17 protein-coding genes and 3 pseudogenes are annotated in these 15726 nt (G+C 62.5%); 14 read left to right on the plus strand and 6 right to left on the minus strand.

Going from position 1 to position 15726, the window contains the following annotated elements:
• The 3 genes and pseudogenes from IC66_RS0105340 to IC66_RS0105355 form a co-directional block, all read left to right on the plus strand.
• Positions 1-474 (plus strand): TCP-1/cpn60 chaperonin family protein (locus IC66_RS0105340; protein WP_038946911.1); only part of this gene is annotated, 474 nt, incomplete at its 5' end.
• Between the two features lie 1131 nt (positions 475-1605).
• Positions 1606-1989 carry a hypothetical protein gene (locus IC66_RS0105350; RefSeq protein ID WP_028143167.1) on the plus strand — a complete coding sequence of 128 codons (384 nt, stop codon included), beginning with the start codon at positions 1606-1608 and terminating at the stop codon, positions 1987-1989.
• Positions 1990-2020: 31 nt separating this feature from the next.
• Positions 2021-2655 (plus strand): annotated as a pseudogene (locus IC66_RS0105355) (Crp/Fnr family transcriptional regulator).
• Between the two features lie 115 nt (positions 2656-2770).
• Here IC66_RS0105355 and IC66_RS48140 read toward each other — a convergent pair.
• Positions 2771-2896, minus strand: a pseudogene (locus IC66_RS48140) (signal transduction histidine kinase); the annotation flags it as partial.
• A gap of 1039 nt (positions 2897-3935) precedes the next feature.
• Here IC66_RS48140 and IC66_RS48955 point away from each other — a divergent pair.
• Positions 3936-4061, plus strand: coding sequence for a hypothetical protein (locus tag IC66_RS48955; protein WP_256379438.1), 126 nt, complete (start codon positions 3936-3938; stop codon positions 4059-4061).
• Positions 4062-4104: 43 nt separating this feature from the next.
• Positions 4105-4416: a hypothetical protein gene (locus IC66_RS0105370; protein WP_028143165.1), complete on the plus strand. Its 312-nt coding sequence runs from the start codon at positions 4105-4107 to the stop codon at positions 4414-4416.
• Between the two features lie 349 nt (positions 4417-4765).
• On the opposite strand, the gene IC66_RS0105375 is transcribed toward IC66_RS0105370, so the two are convergent.
• Both IC66_RS0105375 and IC66_RS0105380 read right to left on the minus strand, forming a co-directional pair.
• The gene (locus IC66_RS0105375) at positions 4766-5083 is read right to left on the minus strand and encodes a hypothetical protein (protein WP_038946913.1); all 318 of its coding nucleotides are present in this window, start codon (positions 5081-5083) and stop codon (positions 4766-4768) included.
• Positions 5084-5187: 104 nt separating this feature from the next.
• Positions 5188-5642, minus strand: a pseudogene (locus tag IC66_RS0105380) (Hsp20 family protein).
• A gap of 325 nt (positions 5643-5967) precedes the next feature.
• Between IC66_RS0105380 and IC66_RS0105385 the strand changes: the two are divergent.
• Positions 5968-6192, plus strand: a complete 225-nt coding sequence (locus IC66_RS0105385) for a hypothetical protein (protein WP_038946914.1) — start codon at positions 5968-5970, stop codon at positions 6190-6192.
• Positions 6189-6368, plus strand: coding sequence for a hypothetical protein (locus tag IC66_RS0105390; protein ID WP_028143162.1), 180 nt, complete (start codon positions 6189-6191; stop codon positions 6366-6368). Before IC66_RS0105385 ends, IC66_RS0105390 begins: the two co-directional genes overlap by 4 nt.
• 31 nt (positions 6369-6399) lie before the next feature.
• On the opposite strand, the gene IC66_RS0105395 is transcribed toward IC66_RS0105390, so the two are convergent.
• Positions 6400-7311 (minus strand): LysR family transcriptional regulator, encoded by a 912-nt coding sequence (locus tag IC66_RS0105395; RefSeq protein ID WP_038946915.1) that lies wholly within the window; start codon positions 7309-7311, stop codon positions 6400-6402.
• A gap of 113 nt (positions 7312-7424) precedes the next feature.
• Here IC66_RS0105395 and IC66_RS0105400 point away from each other — a divergent pair, with 113 nt between their 5' ends.
• Both IC66_RS0105400 and IC66_RS0105405 read left to right on the plus strand, forming a co-directional pair.
• Positions 7425-8057 (plus strand): DsbA family protein, encoded by a 633-nt coding sequence (locus IC66_RS0105400; protein WP_038946916.1) that lies wholly within the window; start codon positions 7425-7427, stop codon positions 8055-8057.
• A gap of 43 nt (positions 8058-8100) precedes the next feature.
• Positions 8101-9000, plus strand: a complete 900-nt coding sequence (locus IC66_RS0105405) for an MBL fold metallo-hydrolase (RefSeq protein ID WP_038946917.1) — start codon at positions 8101-8103, stop codon at positions 8998-9000.
• A gap of 10 nt (positions 9001-9010) precedes the next feature.
• On the opposite strand, the gene IC66_RS0105410 is transcribed toward IC66_RS0105405, so the two are convergent.
• Positions 9011-9499 (minus strand): MarR family winged helix-turn-helix transcriptional regulator, encoded by a 489-nt coding sequence (locus IC66_RS0105410; protein WP_038946918.1) that lies wholly within the window; start codon positions 9497-9499, stop codon positions 9011-9013.
• Positions 9500-9623: 124 nt separating this feature from the next.
• Between IC66_RS0105410 and IC66_RS0105415 the strand changes: the two genes are divergently transcribed.
• The 5 genes from IC66_RS0105415 to IC66_RS0105435 all read left to right on the plus strand — a co-directional run bounded on the left by IC66_RS0105415 (position 9624) and on the right by IC66_RS0105435 (position 15011).
• Entirely contained in the window at positions 9624-10166 is a 543-nt protein-coding gene (locus IC66_RS0105415) for a VOC family protein (RefSeq protein WP_038946921.1), read from the plus strand.
• A gap of 28 nt (positions 10167-10194) precedes the next feature.
• The gene (locus tag IC66_RS0105420; protein ID WP_038946922.1) at positions 10195-11832 is read left to right on the plus strand and encodes an FAD-dependent oxidoreductase; all 1638 of its coding nucleotides are present in this window, start codon (positions 10195-10197) and stop codon (positions 11830-11832) included.
• On the plus strand, positions 11829-12023 hold the full coding sequence (locus IC66_RS0105425; RefSeq protein WP_028143156.1) for a DUF2783 domain-containing protein: 195 nt from the start codon (positions 11829-11831) through the stop codon (positions 12021-12023). Before IC66_RS0105420 ends, IC66_RS0105425 begins: the two co-directional genes overlap by 4 nt.
• A gap of 246 nt (positions 12024-12269) precedes the next feature.
• Positions 12270-12692: an EF-hand domain-containing protein gene (locus IC66_RS0105430; RefSeq protein ID WP_390887157.1), complete on the plus strand. Its 423-nt coding sequence runs from the start codon at positions 12270-12272 to the stop codon at positions 12690-12692.
• 33 nt (positions 12693-12725) lie between these two features.
• Complete coding sequence (locus IC66_RS0105435) at positions 12726-15011, plus strand: heavy metal translocating P-type ATPase (RefSeq protein WP_038946924.1); 2286 nt, start codon at positions 12726-12728, stop codon at positions 15009-15011.
• Between the two features lie 19 nt (positions 15012-15030).
• Here IC66_RS0105435 and IC66_RS0105440 read toward each other — a convergent pair whose 3' ends face one another.
• Entirely contained in the window at positions 15031-15507 is a 477-nt protein-coding gene (locus IC66_RS0105440; protein WP_244429084.1) for a hypothetical protein, read from the minus strand.
• Positions 15508-15726 lie beyond the last annotated feature (219 nt).

Here is a 15726-nt window from a genome sequence, read left to right on the forward strand (position 1 = left end):
AAGGATCGCGTTGATGACGCGATGCATGCGACCCGGGCTGCGGTCGAGGAAGGCATCGTGCCGGGCGGCGGCGTCGCCTTGCTGCGTGCCTCCGAGCATCTCAAGGGGCTGCGCACAAAGAACGATGACCAGAAGACCGGCGTCGAGATCGTGCGCAAGGCGCTGTCCGCGCCGGCCCGCCAGATCGCGATCAACGCCGGTGAAGACGGCTCGGTCATCGTCGGCAAGATCCTGGAAAAGGAGCAGTACTCCTACGGCTTCGACTCGCAGACTGGTGAGTACGGCAACCTGGTCGCCAAGGGCATCATCGACCCGACCAAGGTGGTTCGCGTGGCGATCCAGAACGCGGCCTCGGTCGCGGCTCTGTTGATCACCACTGAAGCCATGGTGGCCGAGGTACCGAAGAGGAACGCCGGCGGCGGCGTGCCCGCGGGTGGCGGCGGCATGGGAGGCATGGGCGGTATGGATTTCTAAGTGCAGCGTTCAAAGAAAAAGAAAGGTCCGGCAGCGATGCCGGCCTTTCTGCATTTTCTTGCGCCTGGTCGCGGTTGCCCTGCTCAATTTGCCAGAGGCCGCAATACTGACACGTCAGTACGGCTTTCAGCCTGAGCTCGTACCAGCCCTCCGAGAACTTGGAATTGCCGAGCTTGCGATGGGAATAGCCGATCAGATTGCCCACGTTCGGGTGATCGTCGTGGCCAAACGCCTTTAGCTCTGCGTCCGGCACCGAGTTGAATTGCCAATCTCAAGGTCAAGTCTCCTAACTTGAATTGGCCAGGAGTCAAATTAGCTCTGGACGAGGATTGTCGTCCCACTTGGAGGACCAAGGTGTGGGTAAAGATCAATCAATGTCGTTTTGGACGCCTCAAAAACTGGACGAAAAAGCTAAAGAAGACGCTGAGAAGGACAACTACAGTCCACCACATTCATGGTGGCCCGGCCGATACAGCATTGGTACCGAAGCCCGCGACAGGTACGATCGAGCTTTCAACCTTCATCACAGCGACAAGGACGAGTACTAGGCCGCCCCAGTTGGCGGCCTCTTTCATTTCATAACGTCTGGCGGAGGCGGCAACCCCGAGCCTTTCGAATATTCAGTCCAGTCCTGGTCAGGACACTCAATATTTCAAATGGACGGAACGATTGACCTTGGGAGTTCTTGGTCCTCAGCAATCGGTGACTTATCTCCGAAAGCAAAGCCGGCCGACCGGTCGACATTTTGCCCAATGCCCGGCGGAAGGTTTCAAGCGGCCTCAGATGCCACCCGCACTGAGGCCGTTTCCTAGGACCCGCGGAACCGGAAATTAGGGCGCCCCCTTGAACAAAGCGGGCGAAAATGTTGGGCACCGCCGCGCTCAACTGCAAAGAGCCGGGAATCTCACAAAGGCCGTGTAGCTCCGGCGCATCGCGTGACAGATACTCGCCACATAGGGCGCCAGCCGCAGGCGCTGACTGCAGCGAACCGACCGGATTAGATGCATCCAGGCCATCCAACGAGTGTCCGCACGCGCTGTGTGAGCAATTTGGTACAGACGCCGATCGCTCGACGTGCCTAGCCTCCTTAACGGGTGAAGCTCAACATACCTCTGACTCAAGGTGAAAATCATGGAAATCTCCAGGGAGACAAAAGCTGCCGTGCGGCCGGCACTGTGGGGAGCTGTGGCCGGAGCGATTGCTCTGGCAATCGTGGGGTTCGGCTGGGGCGGCTGGGTGACGGGTGGGTCCGCCGAGACCATCGCGAAGAATAGTGCTGCTACGGCTGTCGTCGCAGCTCTCACACCCATCTGCGTTGAGAAGTTTCGACAAGCCGCTGATGCGTCGGCGAACCTGGTCGAAATGAAGAAGGCGACCTATGCATGGGATCAGAGCAAGTTCGTCGAAAAAGGCGGTTGGGCCACGATGCCGGGAAGCACTGAGCCAAACTCGGCGGTTGCAAAGGCTTGTGCCGAATCGCTTGGTAGCAACAAAGCTGTGGAGCTGCGTGGATAGTCAGGCAAGTCGCGCGGCGGAAATCTGCGCAGTGACGCGCCCGCCTCTAGCAAAATCGATTTCGAAATTTGGCAAAGGTCAGAACGTGTTCGCGCAGGGAGATGTCGCGGACGCGGTATTCTATATTCAAGAGGGAAAGATCAAGCTAACGGTCGTTTCGGACCAAGGTAAGGAAGCGTCGTCGGGATTCTGGAGCCGGGACAATTCTTTGGCGAGGGCTGCCTCAATGGTCATCCATTGCGTATTGCCACTACCACGGCAACGGAGGCCTGTGTCATCACGAGAATATCGAAGACGGCGATGATTGCAGCGCTCGAAGGCAAGCCGAAGTTCTCTCAATTGTTCATGGCTTATTTGCTCGCGCGCAATAGCCGGATTGAAGAAGACCTGATCGACCAACTCTTCAATTCGAGCGAGAAACGCTTGGCGCGCCTGTTGCTTCTGCTGGCCAATTTCGGCAAGGAAGCCAGCTCTCAGCCCATTGGCGTCAACATCAGCCAGGAAACGCTGGCCGAGATGATCGGTGCGACCCGATCACGGGTTAGCTTCTTCATGAACAAGTTCCGCAAGCTCGGCTTCATCAGCTACAATGGAAAGATCGAGGTTCATAGCGCGCTTCTGAACGCGGTTCTGCGCGACAAATCCGAGATAGACCGGAAGGACTGATCCCGCGCGGCCAAACCAAGCGCCGGGCCAAACGCGTGACATCAGCCCACTTGATATCACGACCGAGTCCTGTTCGGCAGTGCTTTTTTTTCGCGGCAAGCTCGCGGTGCAGATCTCAAGTCAGCCTGTGAAATGCCGGCAAAACCTCTCGCACGAGCTCACTTAGATCTAAGGCCTCGCCACTTTCCGCAATGTCCGAGAACAGAACCTCGATAAAAGGATGTTGCCGGTTGAACGCGGCGAGTCCTCCAACTTTTCCGCGTTTAGTCACGTCGGCAGTTCGTCGCGAACTGAGCCTCCCTCGTTCTCCCACCGCGACAGAGCGGCGGCGCCCGATCTCGCATTGCTAGGCGTATCCTTTGCTGAAGGCAGCTCGTTGCGACCGACTTCATTCTTGTGCCCGTGCGCCGTCAACAAGACGAAGCCGGCACGCCAGCTCTTGAATTTGTGGCTTTCCTCAGCGCTGGTCGAACCCTTGACGAGTTCGCCGGACGCGGTTGTTCTTGCGCGATGCTGCTGAGATTTGAACATATGCAGAGCCCTTTCGTTGGAAGTCTCCGCGCGCTCCGGCCAATCTCGACGGCTGACCAGGGTAGACTTGGATATATGGGGATCGAAGGGCCGAACAACGAGCCTCAGGCATAAATAAGATTGCCAAAGCAGTGCGCGGACAGGCTTTGCCCTGCGTCCAACCGACCCGCCTGGGTGCTGACAGACAGAACCACGGCAATCGCGGCTCGGCGCTGGTTCCGTTCTGTCGATCCATGGGATTCGCTGCGGGATGGTAAGACAGGCTGTCCGTCTGAGATCCTGTCGCCGAGGAGGCTGCCGCTCTTCCGCGCGTTGAGCGAGAGAGCAGGAGACGATGGGACGGTGCTCGCCTGCCCGATCGAACTCGAGCAGGCATCTCGTCAATGATTCGACAAGCCCGAGAATGGGATAGCAATTCGAGCAAAAGAGGCGCACCGTTCATGCAAGCTTGATTGACGTCGGCGGTACGCGGGCGGCGATCGAAGCAGTGTCGTCCGCAGCGCTGACCGGCACCTGCGCGCCGCCGCTCTGCGGCTCTTCGAGATGGTAACGATCAGTTCGATCGATCCATCTGATGCTCAGGAAGCGACGCGATGGCGTCCAGAGAATGATGCACGTGTCGACCTTGAGGGGGATGTGGCCGCGCCGAGCGCCTACACGCGGCGGATGACGGTGGAGATCGAAAGCGCGGCGTTCTACTGGCGCCTGCCAGCCACATCGCCCTGTCCAGCATCTCCGATGAGCTAGCGATGCAGATCGCGCTCAGCCTCGCTGGCATTCTGGTGATTGTCGCGGCTGCATTGGTGCTGATCTCGATCGAGATCAAGCCGAGGCGGCGACCATGGCGGCAGGAAGAACTGGCCCGTGGCAAGTGATATTTCATATGGAAGGATCGATCAAAGTCGACCCGGTGAGGCAATGGGCAAATTCAAGATAAGCGTCGCACGCATCGAGATGATTTCGCCGAACGAACGAGCCGAGGACATCCGTTTGACGTTTCAATTCGAAAGCGATCAGACCAGTTTTGCCTTGCCAATCTTCCTGAACTCTCGCGACTTCGACGACACCGAAATCGTCAAGGTCGCTCGAAGCAAGTTATATGACGTCTTCTGGCAGCTCTGCGGTCAGTGCGAGGATTGGCAGTTGTCGGACGCCGAGCGTCGCGAACTTGCAAAGATCAACGTGCGGCCTGCCCGACAAGGTCGACGAGTCCGCGAATCAAAGAGCTAGCCGCCGGTTTGCCCACTCCGTCTGTTTGGGATGTCGGTAATTGTAGCATCTGCAGCCACTGCTCTCCTGCTCGCCGTCGTCCCGACAAAGGGAGAATCTGCTGCCTCAGGTTTTTCGGGACTGATCCTCCCTGTGAAGGTTGCTTCCTTATTTGGAAACGTCCGCCAAGTTATTGGAATTGCTAGAGGCGTTTTGGCCATTTTTTCCAAACGCGCCTTGAAACCGTTAGATAATCAAACTGAGTTTGATTCCGCCATTCGGAGGTTCGATCCCTCCCGCCCCAGCCAGAAGCTCCGCTTCCCTGAAATTGGCGAAGCCGGCCTTGTACAGATCCTTTGGCAGGTCTCGATTACGGCGTTGCGGCGGCCCAGGGCCGCCGCAGCCGCATCGGGACGCCGCCGCCGGGCGGCGGGTCGTCGTCGTCATCGAGCTTGCGCAGCGCGGTGAGGATGTCCGCAAGCCGGATCGGCCGATCCATGCCGGGAATCTCGCGCAGCGCGGGATGGGATTCGACGGCGTACATGTCCGAAGCCCACGATGACAATATGATCCGCTTCTCCGCTGTCGAGAGCTTGCCATCGTCGAGGACGGCGCTCGGCGAAGCATAATGCGCAGCGGGATGGAACAGCGCGCCGACACCGCCGGTGGTCGCATTGGCATTGGTCATCACTTGTCTCCCTCTACACTCCTTTCGAAGGGATGGTCCGATCGGCGGATGGCGATCCGGTCGCCATCCGCCATGGTGGTCGCTGTCGAACGCGTTCGACCGGCCTAAGCCGCTTTCTTCTGCTCGATCTGCGGTGACGCAGCACCCGCGATCTGGATCCGGCGCGGCTTCATGGCCTCCGGAATCTCGCGCAGGAGATCGATGACCAGGAGACCGTCCTGGAAAACGGCCTGCTTGACCTGGACGTAGTCGGCGAGATTGAACACGCGGCGGAACGGACGCGCGGCGATACCCTGATAGAGATATTCGCGCGTGGCGCTGTCCGGCTTCCGGCCCTCGATGGTGAGCGCGTTCTGTTCGGCGGTCACGCTGATGTCGTTGACGCCAAAGCCCGCCACGGCCAGCGTGATCCGGTATTGGTCTTCGCCGGAGCGCTCGATGTTGTAGGGGGATAATTGTCCTCGCCCGCCTGGCGCAGCGTGCTGTCGACGAGGTCGGCCAGATGATCGAAGCCGATGGTGGAGCGCCACAGCGGCGCGAAGTCAAAGGTGGTCCTCATACCAAGTCCTTCAAAGAGCAAGATGGATACGAAGGAGCGCCGTTAAGGAATCGGAAACGGATCCGAAGGCCCCGACCCGGCGCCCGCGCCGGACCCATCGGGCATCCGGCACACCGCTCTCGCGGCGAAAAACGACTTAGAGTGCCACAAGTCCCTTGCAAGAGGGACGCGCAAAATTTTTTTCGGGGACCCCGGCGGCGTCAAGGAAGCGGCGAAAGAGGATCTTGACAGCAAAACAAGCCTGAATATTTTTTGCGCCGGAAGATGCTTCTTCCGACACCGCTAATTCGAAAAGGACCGTGAAAGACCGTCAGGAGTGACGACGATGCTCGATCAGGATTTCGCCCGCATCCGCGCGCACCGCAACAACCTCTCTCGTTATCGACGTTTGCTCAAGACTGAGCTGTCGGACATTGAGCGCCAGTTTATCGAACGACGCCTCGCCGAGGAGCAGACCGCGCTCGAGGCTCTCGCCGCCGATGCCTTCCCGGCCGCATTCACCGTTCCAAACGCGCCATCGGCGATTGCCACGACCGGAGTGGAACGATGAGTGACGTCCGCAACCTCCTCATCAGCGGCAGCGAGAAGGTGATCGGGCACTATCGCGTGTTGCTGGCCGGTGCCAGAAGCGAGAGCGAACGCGAGCTCTATCGCGCCCGGATCGAGCGCGAGCAGCGCCTGCTTGACGCTCTGCGGGGCGGCCTGCCGGATCGATCGGCGGCGTGAACAGGCGCGCATGTGTCATTCCGGAAATTTTTCATTCCGGAAATTTGCTGGCGAGCACGCGGCCTTCCTGCACCAGCATGGCCACGAACGCCGTGATCTTCGGCGGCCGGAACCGGGCCGCGGGATACACGGCATGGATCCCGCCGGCCGGCAAGCTCCAGGATGGCAGGACATGGACCAGCCGGCGGGACTTGAAATGCTCCGCGACCAGGTAGTCGGGCAGCACGCAGAGTCCGCCGCCGGCGAGGGCTGCGCCCAGCACCGCAGGCGTCGTGTTGATCGAGATCGACTGCCGCATGCGGATCGTGCGGCTGTCGATATCGCGTCTGGTGAAGCGCCAGACCAGCGGCTCGTCGAGCGCGCCGTTGGCAATGAACGGCAGAGCCGCAAGCTCGTCGGGCGTCTTGCTCCGGAACGCCGCGGCCACGTCCGGTGCGGCCACCAGCAATTGCCGAAACGATCCGATCCGCCTGGCCTGCTGACTTGAATCGTTCAGCCAGCCGACCCGGATCGACAGGTCGATCTGGTTGGCGAGGAGGTCCGTTCGCGTGTCCGACAGGATCAGCTCGACACTGCAAGCGGGATATTTTCGCGCAAACTTCGCCGCCAGCGGCGCGATCATCGTTGCGCCATAGTCGTTCGGCGCGGCGACCCGCAGCATGCCCATCGGCTCGGCATTGGTCTGCGCGAGCTCGTCGACGGCATCTTCCGCCGTGCGCAGGATCATGACGCAACGGGCATGCAGCAACCGGCCGGCTTCGGTCGGCTCGACCCTCCTGGTGGTCCGCAGCAGCAAAGCCGTTTTCAATTCTGCTTCGAGCCGCGCCACCTGCTGGCTGACGACGGTCTTGGTGATGCCGAGGCGCTCGGCAGCGCGTGTGAACGAGCCGGCATCGACCACGGCTGCGAAATAAGCGAGGCGGTTGAGGTTGATCGCTTCCATGCGGTCGTCGCCATTGTTAGCTAATAACAAACAATATGTACAATTATCTGATATTTATCAAATAATGATCGGCCGCTAGGTTTCTCTGCATCGAACATTGGCGGCCCGAAATCATGCAAATCACCTATCTCTTCGACCCTCTCTGCGGCTGGTGCTACGGCGCCTCGCCGGTGCTGGAGCAGCTTGCCGCGCACGGCGATGCCACCCTGGTGCTGGCACCGACCGGCCTGTTTGCGGGCCCTGCGGCGCGGACCATGGACCAGCATTTTGCCGCCTATGCCTGGCAGAACGACCAGCGCATCGCACGCTTGACCGGCCAGCCGTTCAGTGAGGCCTATCGCACCGGCATTCTCGGCAATACCGGCAGCCTGTTCGACTCGGCGGCAGCGACCCTTGGCGTCGTCGCCGTGGGCCTGGGTGGTCCGGCCCATGAGCTCGAGGCGCTCAAGCTCTTGCAGCGCGCCCGCTACGTCGATGGCCGCGACAATTCCAGCCTTCAAGTCGTCGCCGACGTGCTCGAGGGCGCGCAACTGGCCGATGCGGCACGCCGCGTGCGGGCGCCTGACGATGCATTGATCGCGGCTTACCAGGCGCGGATCGCGGCCGCGCGCGCCGACATGACGCGATTTGGGGCCGGTGGCGTGCCGGCTCTGGTGGTCGGCGAGGGCGCCGGGCGGAGGCTGCTCGACGGCAGCATGCTGTTCGGGCGGTTCGATCTGCTGGCCGCACAACTTCGTGCCGCCTGATCACCCAAACCGATTTTCCCTGCAGAGTTCAATGGAGAGAGCCATGTTGTCGAGGAGACAGATCATGAGGACCAGCCTTGCCGCGGGTGCCGCCGCATTGTTCGCGGCCGCCGACGTCGGCCGTGCCGCGGAGGCCAAGCTGAGCTGGAAACATTTTCCCGCAGGCCCCAATGGATTTTTTCGTGCGCCCGTCCTGCTTTCCGGTCCGACCGAGGCGGTGCTGATCGACGGCGGCTTCTCCTATCCGGACGGACGCGCGCTCGTCGAGGCGATCAAGGCGAGTGGCAAGAAGCTCACCACCATCTATATCAGCCAATCCGATCCCGACTATTATTTCAGCCTGAAGCCGGTGCGCGAGGCTTTCCCGAATGCCAAGGTGCTGGCGGCGTCCGCGACGCTCGCGGCCATCAAGGCGAATGTGGAGAAGAAACTCGCCGTCTGGGGACCGCAGCTCAAGGAGAACGGTCCGCAGACGCTCGCCGATGTCGTTCTGCCGGAAGCGTCCGATGGGGCTTCTCTTGCGATTGACGGCGAGGCGATCGAAATCGTCAACGCCGAAGGTCTCGCCAACCGCCGCTATCTCTTCGTTCCGTCCTTGAATGCCGTGTTCGGCGGCGTGATGCTCTTCTCCGGCGTGCATGTCTGGACCGCCGATACGCCGACCAAGGAGCAGCGCGCAGCCTGGGTCGCCAACCTCGACAAGATCGCGGCCCGCAAGCCGTCCCTGGTCGTGCCGGGTCACATGGCGGCGGGCGTCGCCGTCGATCTTTCCGCTGTCGAGCACACCAGGACGTATCTGCTCGCGTTCGACGAAGAGTTGGCGAAGGCGGCTGACAGCGCTGCGCTGAAGGCTGCCATGGAAGCCCGCTTCCCGAATCTCGGCATGGGCGTCGCGCTCGATATCGGCTCCAAGGTTGCCAAGGGCGAGATGAAGTGGGGTTGAGCGGGAGAAGCTACGCCAGCGCGGCCGACAATTTGCGCATCACCCGGTCGAGCACCGCCACTTCTTCGGCGGTCAGCTCCCCAAGCAGCTTCGTCTCCCGCGCCAGCGCGTAAGGCACGATCTTGCGATAAAGCGCGCGACCGGCTGGGGTCAGCGAGACTATCAGCTCGCGCCGGTCGTCGGGATGGTGCTTGCGGCCGGCGATGCCGCGCGCCTCCAGGCCCTGCACGGCGCGGCTGACCTGCATCTTGTCGAGCGTCGTCAGCGGGCCGATCTCCTTGGTCGCAATCTCCGGGCGCATGCCGAGGATGGCGAGCACGCGCCATTCCTGCCGTGTCAACGCAAAGCGCTCGGAATAGACCTCGGCAACCGCCAGAGACACCTGCTCGGCGAGGCGTGCCAGCCGGTACGGAAAATATCGCTGCAGGTCCAGCTCGACGCCATCCTGCGCCGCTGCGACTTTGGCCGCTTCCCCGCGTGCCACGCTCGAACGTCCCATCACGCGATTCCCGTCCGCCGATCCACCCGAAAAATTCCTCGAAGTGGATTGATCCAGATCAAATTCAGGAAATAGTAACACCTGATACTAATTTCGCAACCGCAAGTCCAGGGAGCGAAACGCCATGAAAATCGAGAAGATCCATCACGTCGCCTATCGCTGCGTCGACGCCAAGGCCACTGTCGAGTTCTACAAGACCGTCATGAACATGGATCTTCTCGGCGCCATTGCCGAGGATCGGGTGCCTTCGACCAAGGCGCCCGATCCCTACATGCACATCTTTCTCGATGCCGGGAACGGCAACATCCTCGCTTTCTTCGAGCTGCCGAATTCGCCGCCGATGGGCCGCGATCCCAACACGCCGGAGTGGACCCAGCACATCGCCTTCCAGGTCAAGGACCTCGCCGAGCTGGAAGAGGCCAAGGCGCGCGCGGAGGCCGCCGGCCTCGACGTCGTCGGCGTCACCGACCACACCATCTTCAAGTCGATCTATTTCCGTGACCCGAGCGGCCATCGCCTGGAAATCGCGGCCTGGACCGCGATGCCCGAGCAGATCGACCGCATGAAGTCGGTCGCGCACGAGATGGTCGAGGAATGGTCGCGCACCAAGCGCCCGCCGCGCCACACCGCCTGGATGCACGAGAAGGAATTCGCGGACGCGCATTGATCCCCGGCACGCGCATCAGGAAGCGAACATGGCGAGCTACATCTATCCGAAGTTCGGTTACCGGCGCTCTCAGGAGCAGGCCGAGGGGATCGTGAAGCGGCATCCGATCGTGGTGATCGGCGCGGGTCCCATCGGCCTGACCGCGGCGCTCGACTGCGCCGCGCGCGGCCAGCCGGTCGTGGTGCTCGACGACAACGACACCGTCTCGATCGGCTCGCGCGCGGTCTGCTACGCCAAGCGTCCGCTCGAGATCTGGGACCGCCTCGACTGCGCGGCGCCCATGGTCGACCGCGGGGTGAGCTGGAATGTCGGGAGGGTCTTCTTCCAGGACCAGCTGTCCTACGAGTTCGATCTGTTGCCCGAGGCCGACCACCAATGGCCGGCCATGATCAATCTGCAGCAATATCATCTGGAGGAGATCCTCGTCGCCAAATGCAGGGCCAATCCGCTGATCGAGCTGCGCTGGAAGCACCGGCTGATCAGTCTGAAGCAGGCCGCCGACCATGCGACGCTGGCGGTGGAAACGCCCGACGGCATCTTCACCATGGAGGCGCAATGGGTCATCGCCTGCGACGGGGCCAATTCCGACGTGCGCAAGATGGTCGGCGCCGAGTTCACGGGACAGTTCTTCCAGGACCGCTTCCTGATCGCCGACGTCGCCATGAAGGCGGATTTCCCGACTGAGCGCTGGTTCTGGTTCGATCCGCCGTTCCACCGCGGCCACTCCGTGCTGCTGCACCGGCAGGCGGACAAGATCTGGCGCATCGACTTCCAGCTCGGCTGGGACGCCGATCCCGATGAGGAAAAGGGGCCGGAGCGGGTGATCCCGCGCATCCGCGCCATGCTCGGCGAGGAGACCGAGTTCGCGCTCGAATGGGTCTCGATCTATCAGTTCGCCTGCCGGCGCATCGACAATTTCCGCCAGGGCCGGGTGCTGTTCGCCGGCGACGCCGCGCATCAGGTCTCGCCGTTCGGCGCGCGCGGCGCCAACACCGGCGTCCAGGACATCGACAATCTCGCCTGGAAGCTCGCGATGGTGCTGCGCGGCGAAGCCTCGGAAGCGCTGCTCGACAGCTATCACGAAGAGCGCGCCTATGCCGCCGACGACAACATCCTGAACTCGACGCGCGCCACCGACTTCATCACGCCGAAGACGAGAGTGAGCCGCTATTTCCGTGACGCGGTGCTGGAGCTCGCCCGCCATCACGGCTTTGCGCGCCCGCTGGTCAACAGCGGCCGGCTCTCGACGCCGACGCCCTATGCGACGTCGGCGCTCAATACGCCTGACGACAACGCGATGATGGGCGGCGTGCGGCCCGGCACCAATGCGGCCGATGCGCCGATCACGGTGGATGGCAAGCCCGCCTGGTTCCTCCATTGTCTCGGCGATGGCTTCACGGTCGTGGCCTTTGGCAAGGAGACCGACAAGACCGAGATCGCGGTGGGGCCGCTCAAAGCGAAGCTCATTGTCGTCGGCCGCGACATCGCCGATCCCTCCGGCCTGCTTGCCGCGCGCTACGGCGCTTCGCCCGGAACCACCTACCTGTTTCGCCCCGATCAATACGTCGCCGCACGCTGGACCGGATTCGACGAGGCAAGCATCGCGGATGCGATGTTGCGGGCCTCCGGGCACGACACCGCCGGACGGAAGGAGCTGGCAGCATGACGCTCAATTTGTCACCCAACATCGCCGATCCCGACGACTTCTACGCCGAACTGATCAACAGTCAGCGCGACCTCGACGAGGAGCAGGCGCTGCGGATGAACGCACGGCTGATCCTGCTGCTCGCCAATCACATCGGCGACCGCAAGGTCCTGACGGAGGCGATTGGCTGCGCCCGCAGGGGCGGCAGCTAGGCCGCGGGAACTCCGCCTCGGGATCGGGAGATCGCAGAAAGCAGCCGGCAGAACCGGCGGCAGGTTCCGTTTGGGCGATCTCGCCGGCTGAATGCGGCACCGAGGTCAGTCGCGCCGAAAAGCCATCTGGGCAGAAGCCGCTTTCTTGACTTGGCTCAAGGTAAAATCGGTGAAGTTCGACACTTTCTTAGGCCCCACACCAAGGCCGGAGGAAGCACCATGCTAGGTCGAACCATTGCTGCAGCGTTGCTGTTCGTCACCTTGGGCCAGCCGGCGTTGGCTCAATCGCCGGCGGACCATCAGGGCCATCATCCCGGACAGGAGCAGACGCCGGCGTCGCCGCAATCGAGCTCTCCTGCCAGCCCGTCCGCCGAGCGGCAGAGTCCGATGCGCGGTGGAGATATGATGGGAATGATGGGGCGCGGAATGATGGGACAAGGAATGAAGGGGCATGGCTCGGGCAGTGACGCCATGGAGCCGCCGGTCGTCTTCCGCATCATCTTCGCACTGATGGATGCCGATGGTGACGGGACCCTCTCGTTGCCCGAGTTTCAAGTCGCTCACGAACGGATCTTCAAGGCAATGGATCGCGACAAGGACGGGAAGCTCACTTTCGAAGAGATGATGACGTTCATGCACAGGAGCAAGAGCTCCGTCCCGCAGCAATAGCGAGCGGATACCGGAGGGCGGGTGCGCCAAGCCATGTCGTTTGATCGGGTCTTGCGATGGGCTTTGGTTGCAATCGCAATCGCAGGGTTGACCGCGGGTATTCTCGCGCGAGCCGCGGGCCGACCTGATCTGGCCGATCTCGCCTGGGCGCTCGGCACGGCGCCCGTGATTGCAGGATTGGCGGCCTCGATCGTCCAGGACCTGCTGAGAGGCCGCGTCGGAGTGGACGCGATCGCGCTGCTGTCGATGAGTGCGGCGTTGGCGCTCGGACAGCCGCTCGCAGGCGCCGTGGTCGCGCTGATGTATTCCGGCGGCAATGTCCTGGAGGAGATCGCGATCGCACGGGCGGAGCATGATCTGAGATCCCTGGTTGATCGGGCGCCGCGGCAGGTCCATCGCAAGTCCGGCGAGCGGATCGAGGACGTTCCGATCGAGGACGTCGCGGTCGGCGACGAGCTTCTGGTTAAAGCCGGCGAGATCGTGCCGGTCGATGGTGTCGTTGCGTCGGCCTTCGCTGCGATCGACGAGTCCGCGGTGACTGGCGAGCCGATTCCGGTAGAGAAGACCCGCGGAAGCGCCGTTCTTTCCGGCTCTCTGAATGCGGGCGAGACCTTCCAATTGACCGTGACCGCGGCGGCCAGCGAGAGTACCTATGCGGGCATCGTGCGCATGGTGACTGTGGCGCAAACAGCGAGAGCTCCCTTTGTGCGGTTGGCCGACCGGTATGCGCTGATCTTCCTGCCGGTGACACTCGTCATGTCCTTCGTGGCATGGCACATCTCCGGCGACGTAACCCGCAGCCTTGCCGTGTTGGTGGCGGCGACGCCGTGTCCCTTGATTCTGGCCGCACCTGTCGCCTTCATCGCCGGGGTGGCGCAAGCGGCCCGCCGCGGCATCCTGATCAAGGGCGGGAAGGCGCTGGAGGCGTTGGCCCATGCGCACACCGTGCTCTTCGACAAGACCGGTACCCTGACGGTGGGCGGAGCGCGGTTGCTGTCCGTAGAAGTCGCGCCGGGCGAGGATCCGGATGAGGTCCTCACGCTCGGGGCGTCGCTCGAGCAAGCTTCGCATCACGTGCTTGCGAAGGCCGTCGTCGCTGCGGCCCTCGCCAAGGGGCTCAAGCTGAAGCCGCCGGAACATGTCAAGGAGACCATGGGTTCCGGCCTCAGCGGCCAGATCGACGGACGCCAAGTCGTGGCGGGCTCGCGAGAGATGCTTCTCTCGCGAGCCGAGCTGTCGCCATGGGCGTTGCGGGCGATTCGACGTGCCTCGTGGCGCTCGGCGCTGATCGTCCTCGTCGCGGTGGACGGCCGCCTGATCGGCGCGCTGCTGCTGGCCGACGAATTGCGGGCCGACACGCCACGCGCGATCCGGCTGCTGCGCGACGCCGGCATCGCGCGGATGGTGATGGTCACGGGTGATCGCGCCGCGGCGGCGCAGGCCATCGGAGCGGCGCTCGATCTCGATGCCGTGCTGGCCGATCGCGTTCCCTCGGACAAGGTCGAAGCGGTGCGTAGCGAACAGCGGCTGCATCCGACCATCATGGTCGGCGATGGCATCAATGACGCCCCGGCGCTGGCCGTGGCTGACATGGGGATCGCGCTCGGTGCACGCGGTGCAAGCGCTTCCTCCGAGGCGGCAGATGTGGTGATTCTCACGGATCGGCTCGATCGGGTCGGCGAAGCGATCATCATCGCCCAGCGCGCGCGGCACATTGCCCTGCAAAGCATCTTCGTCGGGATGGGGTTGTCATTGGTAGCCATGGTCGCGGCCAGCCTTGGCTGGCTCGATCCCGTCCCCGCCGCGATCGTTCAGGAGGTGATCGATGTTGCCGTCATCCTTAACGCGCTGCGGGCGCTCAATCCGCCCCTCGTCAGGGGCGGTCCGCGCCTCACCGCGGAGCAGGGGCTGACGTTGCATCACGATCATCAGGCCCTGCTTAGGGATCTCGACCGCCTGCGGCAGATCGTCGATGCGCTGGACGATGCGGTGCCCGAATCCGCCGCGACTTTGATTGGCGAGGCCCACCGACTGGTCCAGGGCAGCGTCGTGATGCACGAACGCGAGGATGAAGACAGCGTCTATCCGAAGCTCAACGAGGTGCTGCGCGACCGCCACGGACTCTCTGCCATGAGCCGTGCGCATCGCGAGATACTGCATCTCGCGCGGCTGCTCGCCCGGATCGCGGAGGATCTGCCGTCAGAGAAGATCGACCGCTACCTCATTCGCGACACTCAGCGCGTGATCGAGGCGATCGAAACGCTGGTGCGCATGCACACGGCCCAGGAGGAGGACATCTACGAGGCCGTGGCCGCATAGGCGGCAGCGGCAATCGACCTCAATGCTCCAGCGGTTGCCAGCCGGCATGGTCAAAATACTTGCCGTACTGAGCGAGCGCCCGCACGATCTTATTGGCTCCTTGATCGCGGCTGGTCCCGGCTTTCATCTTGGCCGCGCCGTCGATGATCTGCTCGAGGACAAGGTGAAGTTGCTGGTCGGCCTGCTCGGGCAGCTTGCAGTTTCCTACGACGTCATCGACCTGCGCCTGGATTCGCTTCGCCAGAGCCTCGTATTGCGCAGGCGTAAACACTTTGCCGTGAATGGGTGCCAGCGATTGCCTCATGGCAAGGCTGATGTCGTCCATGCCGCGGCGCAAGACGTCATCGGTCGGCCACTTCTTGCCGTGGTTGAGCACCGGCCCGGCGGTCGTGGTTGGTCCTTCATGCGTGTGTGGTCCGGCGGCGAGAGCAGACTGCCCCAGGACGAGACAGAGCGCGAGGGCTGCGGGTATGAGCGATTTGGTTGAGATGATCACGGGATTTCCTCCGAAGAGCTTCTTTGCTCTCAGGTGGGAGATTGCGGCATTCAGGAGTTTGCGCTGGAGCAAAGTCTTGAACGGAATGAGCTGCGGCCCCGCGACGCAGGATGCGTCGCGGGGCGGTTTCAGGCGGTCGTCAGGCGACGAGCTGAAAGAGAATCCTTCACGCTCAGCCTCGACCAGGCCCTGCAGCTCATCACGATCCGGCTTGAGTCA

The sequence above is a fragment of the Bradyrhizobium genomosp. III genome (genome assembly GCF_000261705.1).
Classification (GTDB): domain Bacteria; phylum Pseudomonadota; class Alphaproteobacteria; order Rhizobiales; family Xanthobacteraceae; genus Bradyrhizobium; species Bradyrhizobium ottawaense.

Bases quoted from the DNA above. Each gene is read 5' to 3' on its own strand.
- IC66_RS0105415 (WP_038946921.1), top strand. From the start codon at position 9,624: ATGAAAATCGAGAAGATCCATCACGTCGCCTATCGCTGCGTCGACGCC.
- IC66_RS0105425 (WP_028143156.1), top strand. From the start codon at position 11,829: ATGACGCTCAATTTGTCACCCAACATCGCCGATCCCGACGACTTCTAC.
- IC66_RS0105435 (WP_038946924.1), top strand. From the start codon at position 12,726: ATGTCGTTTGATCGGGTCTTGCGATGGGCTTTGGTTGCAATCGCAATC.
- IC66_RS0105390 (WP_028143162.1), top strand. From the start codon at position 6,189: ATGAGTGACGTCCGCAACCTCCTCATCAGCGGCAGCGAGAAGGTGATC.
- IC66_RS0105410 (WP_038946918.1), bottom strand. From the start codon at position 9,499: ATGGGACGTTCGAGCGTGGCACGCGGGGAAGCGGCCAAAGTCGCAGCG.
- IC66_RS0105395 (WP_038946915.1), bottom strand. From the start codon at position 7,311: ATGGAAGCGATCAACCTCAACCGCCTCGCTTATTTCGCAGCCGTGGTC.
- IC66_RS0105350 (WP_028143167.1), top strand. From the start codon at position 1,606: ATGGAAATCTCCAGGGAGACAAAAGCTGCCGTGCGGCCGGCACTGTGG.
- IC66_RS0105400 (WP_038946916.1), top strand. From the start codon at position 7,425: ATGCAAATCACCTATCTCTTCGACCCTCTCTGCGGCTGGTGCTACGGC.
- IC66_RS0105385 (WP_038946914.1), top strand. From the start codon at position 5,968: ATGCTCGATCAGGATTTCGCCCGCATCCGCGCGCACCGCAACAACCTC.
- IC66_RS48955 (WP_256379438.1), top strand. From the start codon at position 3,936: ATGCAGATCGCGCTCAGCCTCGCTGGCATTCTGGTGATTGTCGCGGCT.
- IC66_RS0105375 (WP_038946913.1), bottom strand. From the start codon at position 5,083: ATGACCAATGCCAATGCGACCACCGGCGGTGTCGGCGCGCTGTTCCAT.
- IC66_RS0105405 (WP_038946917.1), top strand. From the start codon at position 8,101: ATGTTGTCGAGGAGACAGATCATGAGGACCAGCCTTGCCGCGGGTGCC.
- IC66_RS0105420 (WP_038946922.1), top strand. From the start codon at position 10,195: ATGGCGAGCTACATCTATCCGAAGTTCGGTTACCGGCGCTCTCAGGAG.
- IC66_RS0105370 (WP_028143165.1), top strand. From the start codon at position 4,105: ATGGGCAAATTCAAGATAAGCGTCGCACGCATCGAGATGATTTCGCCG.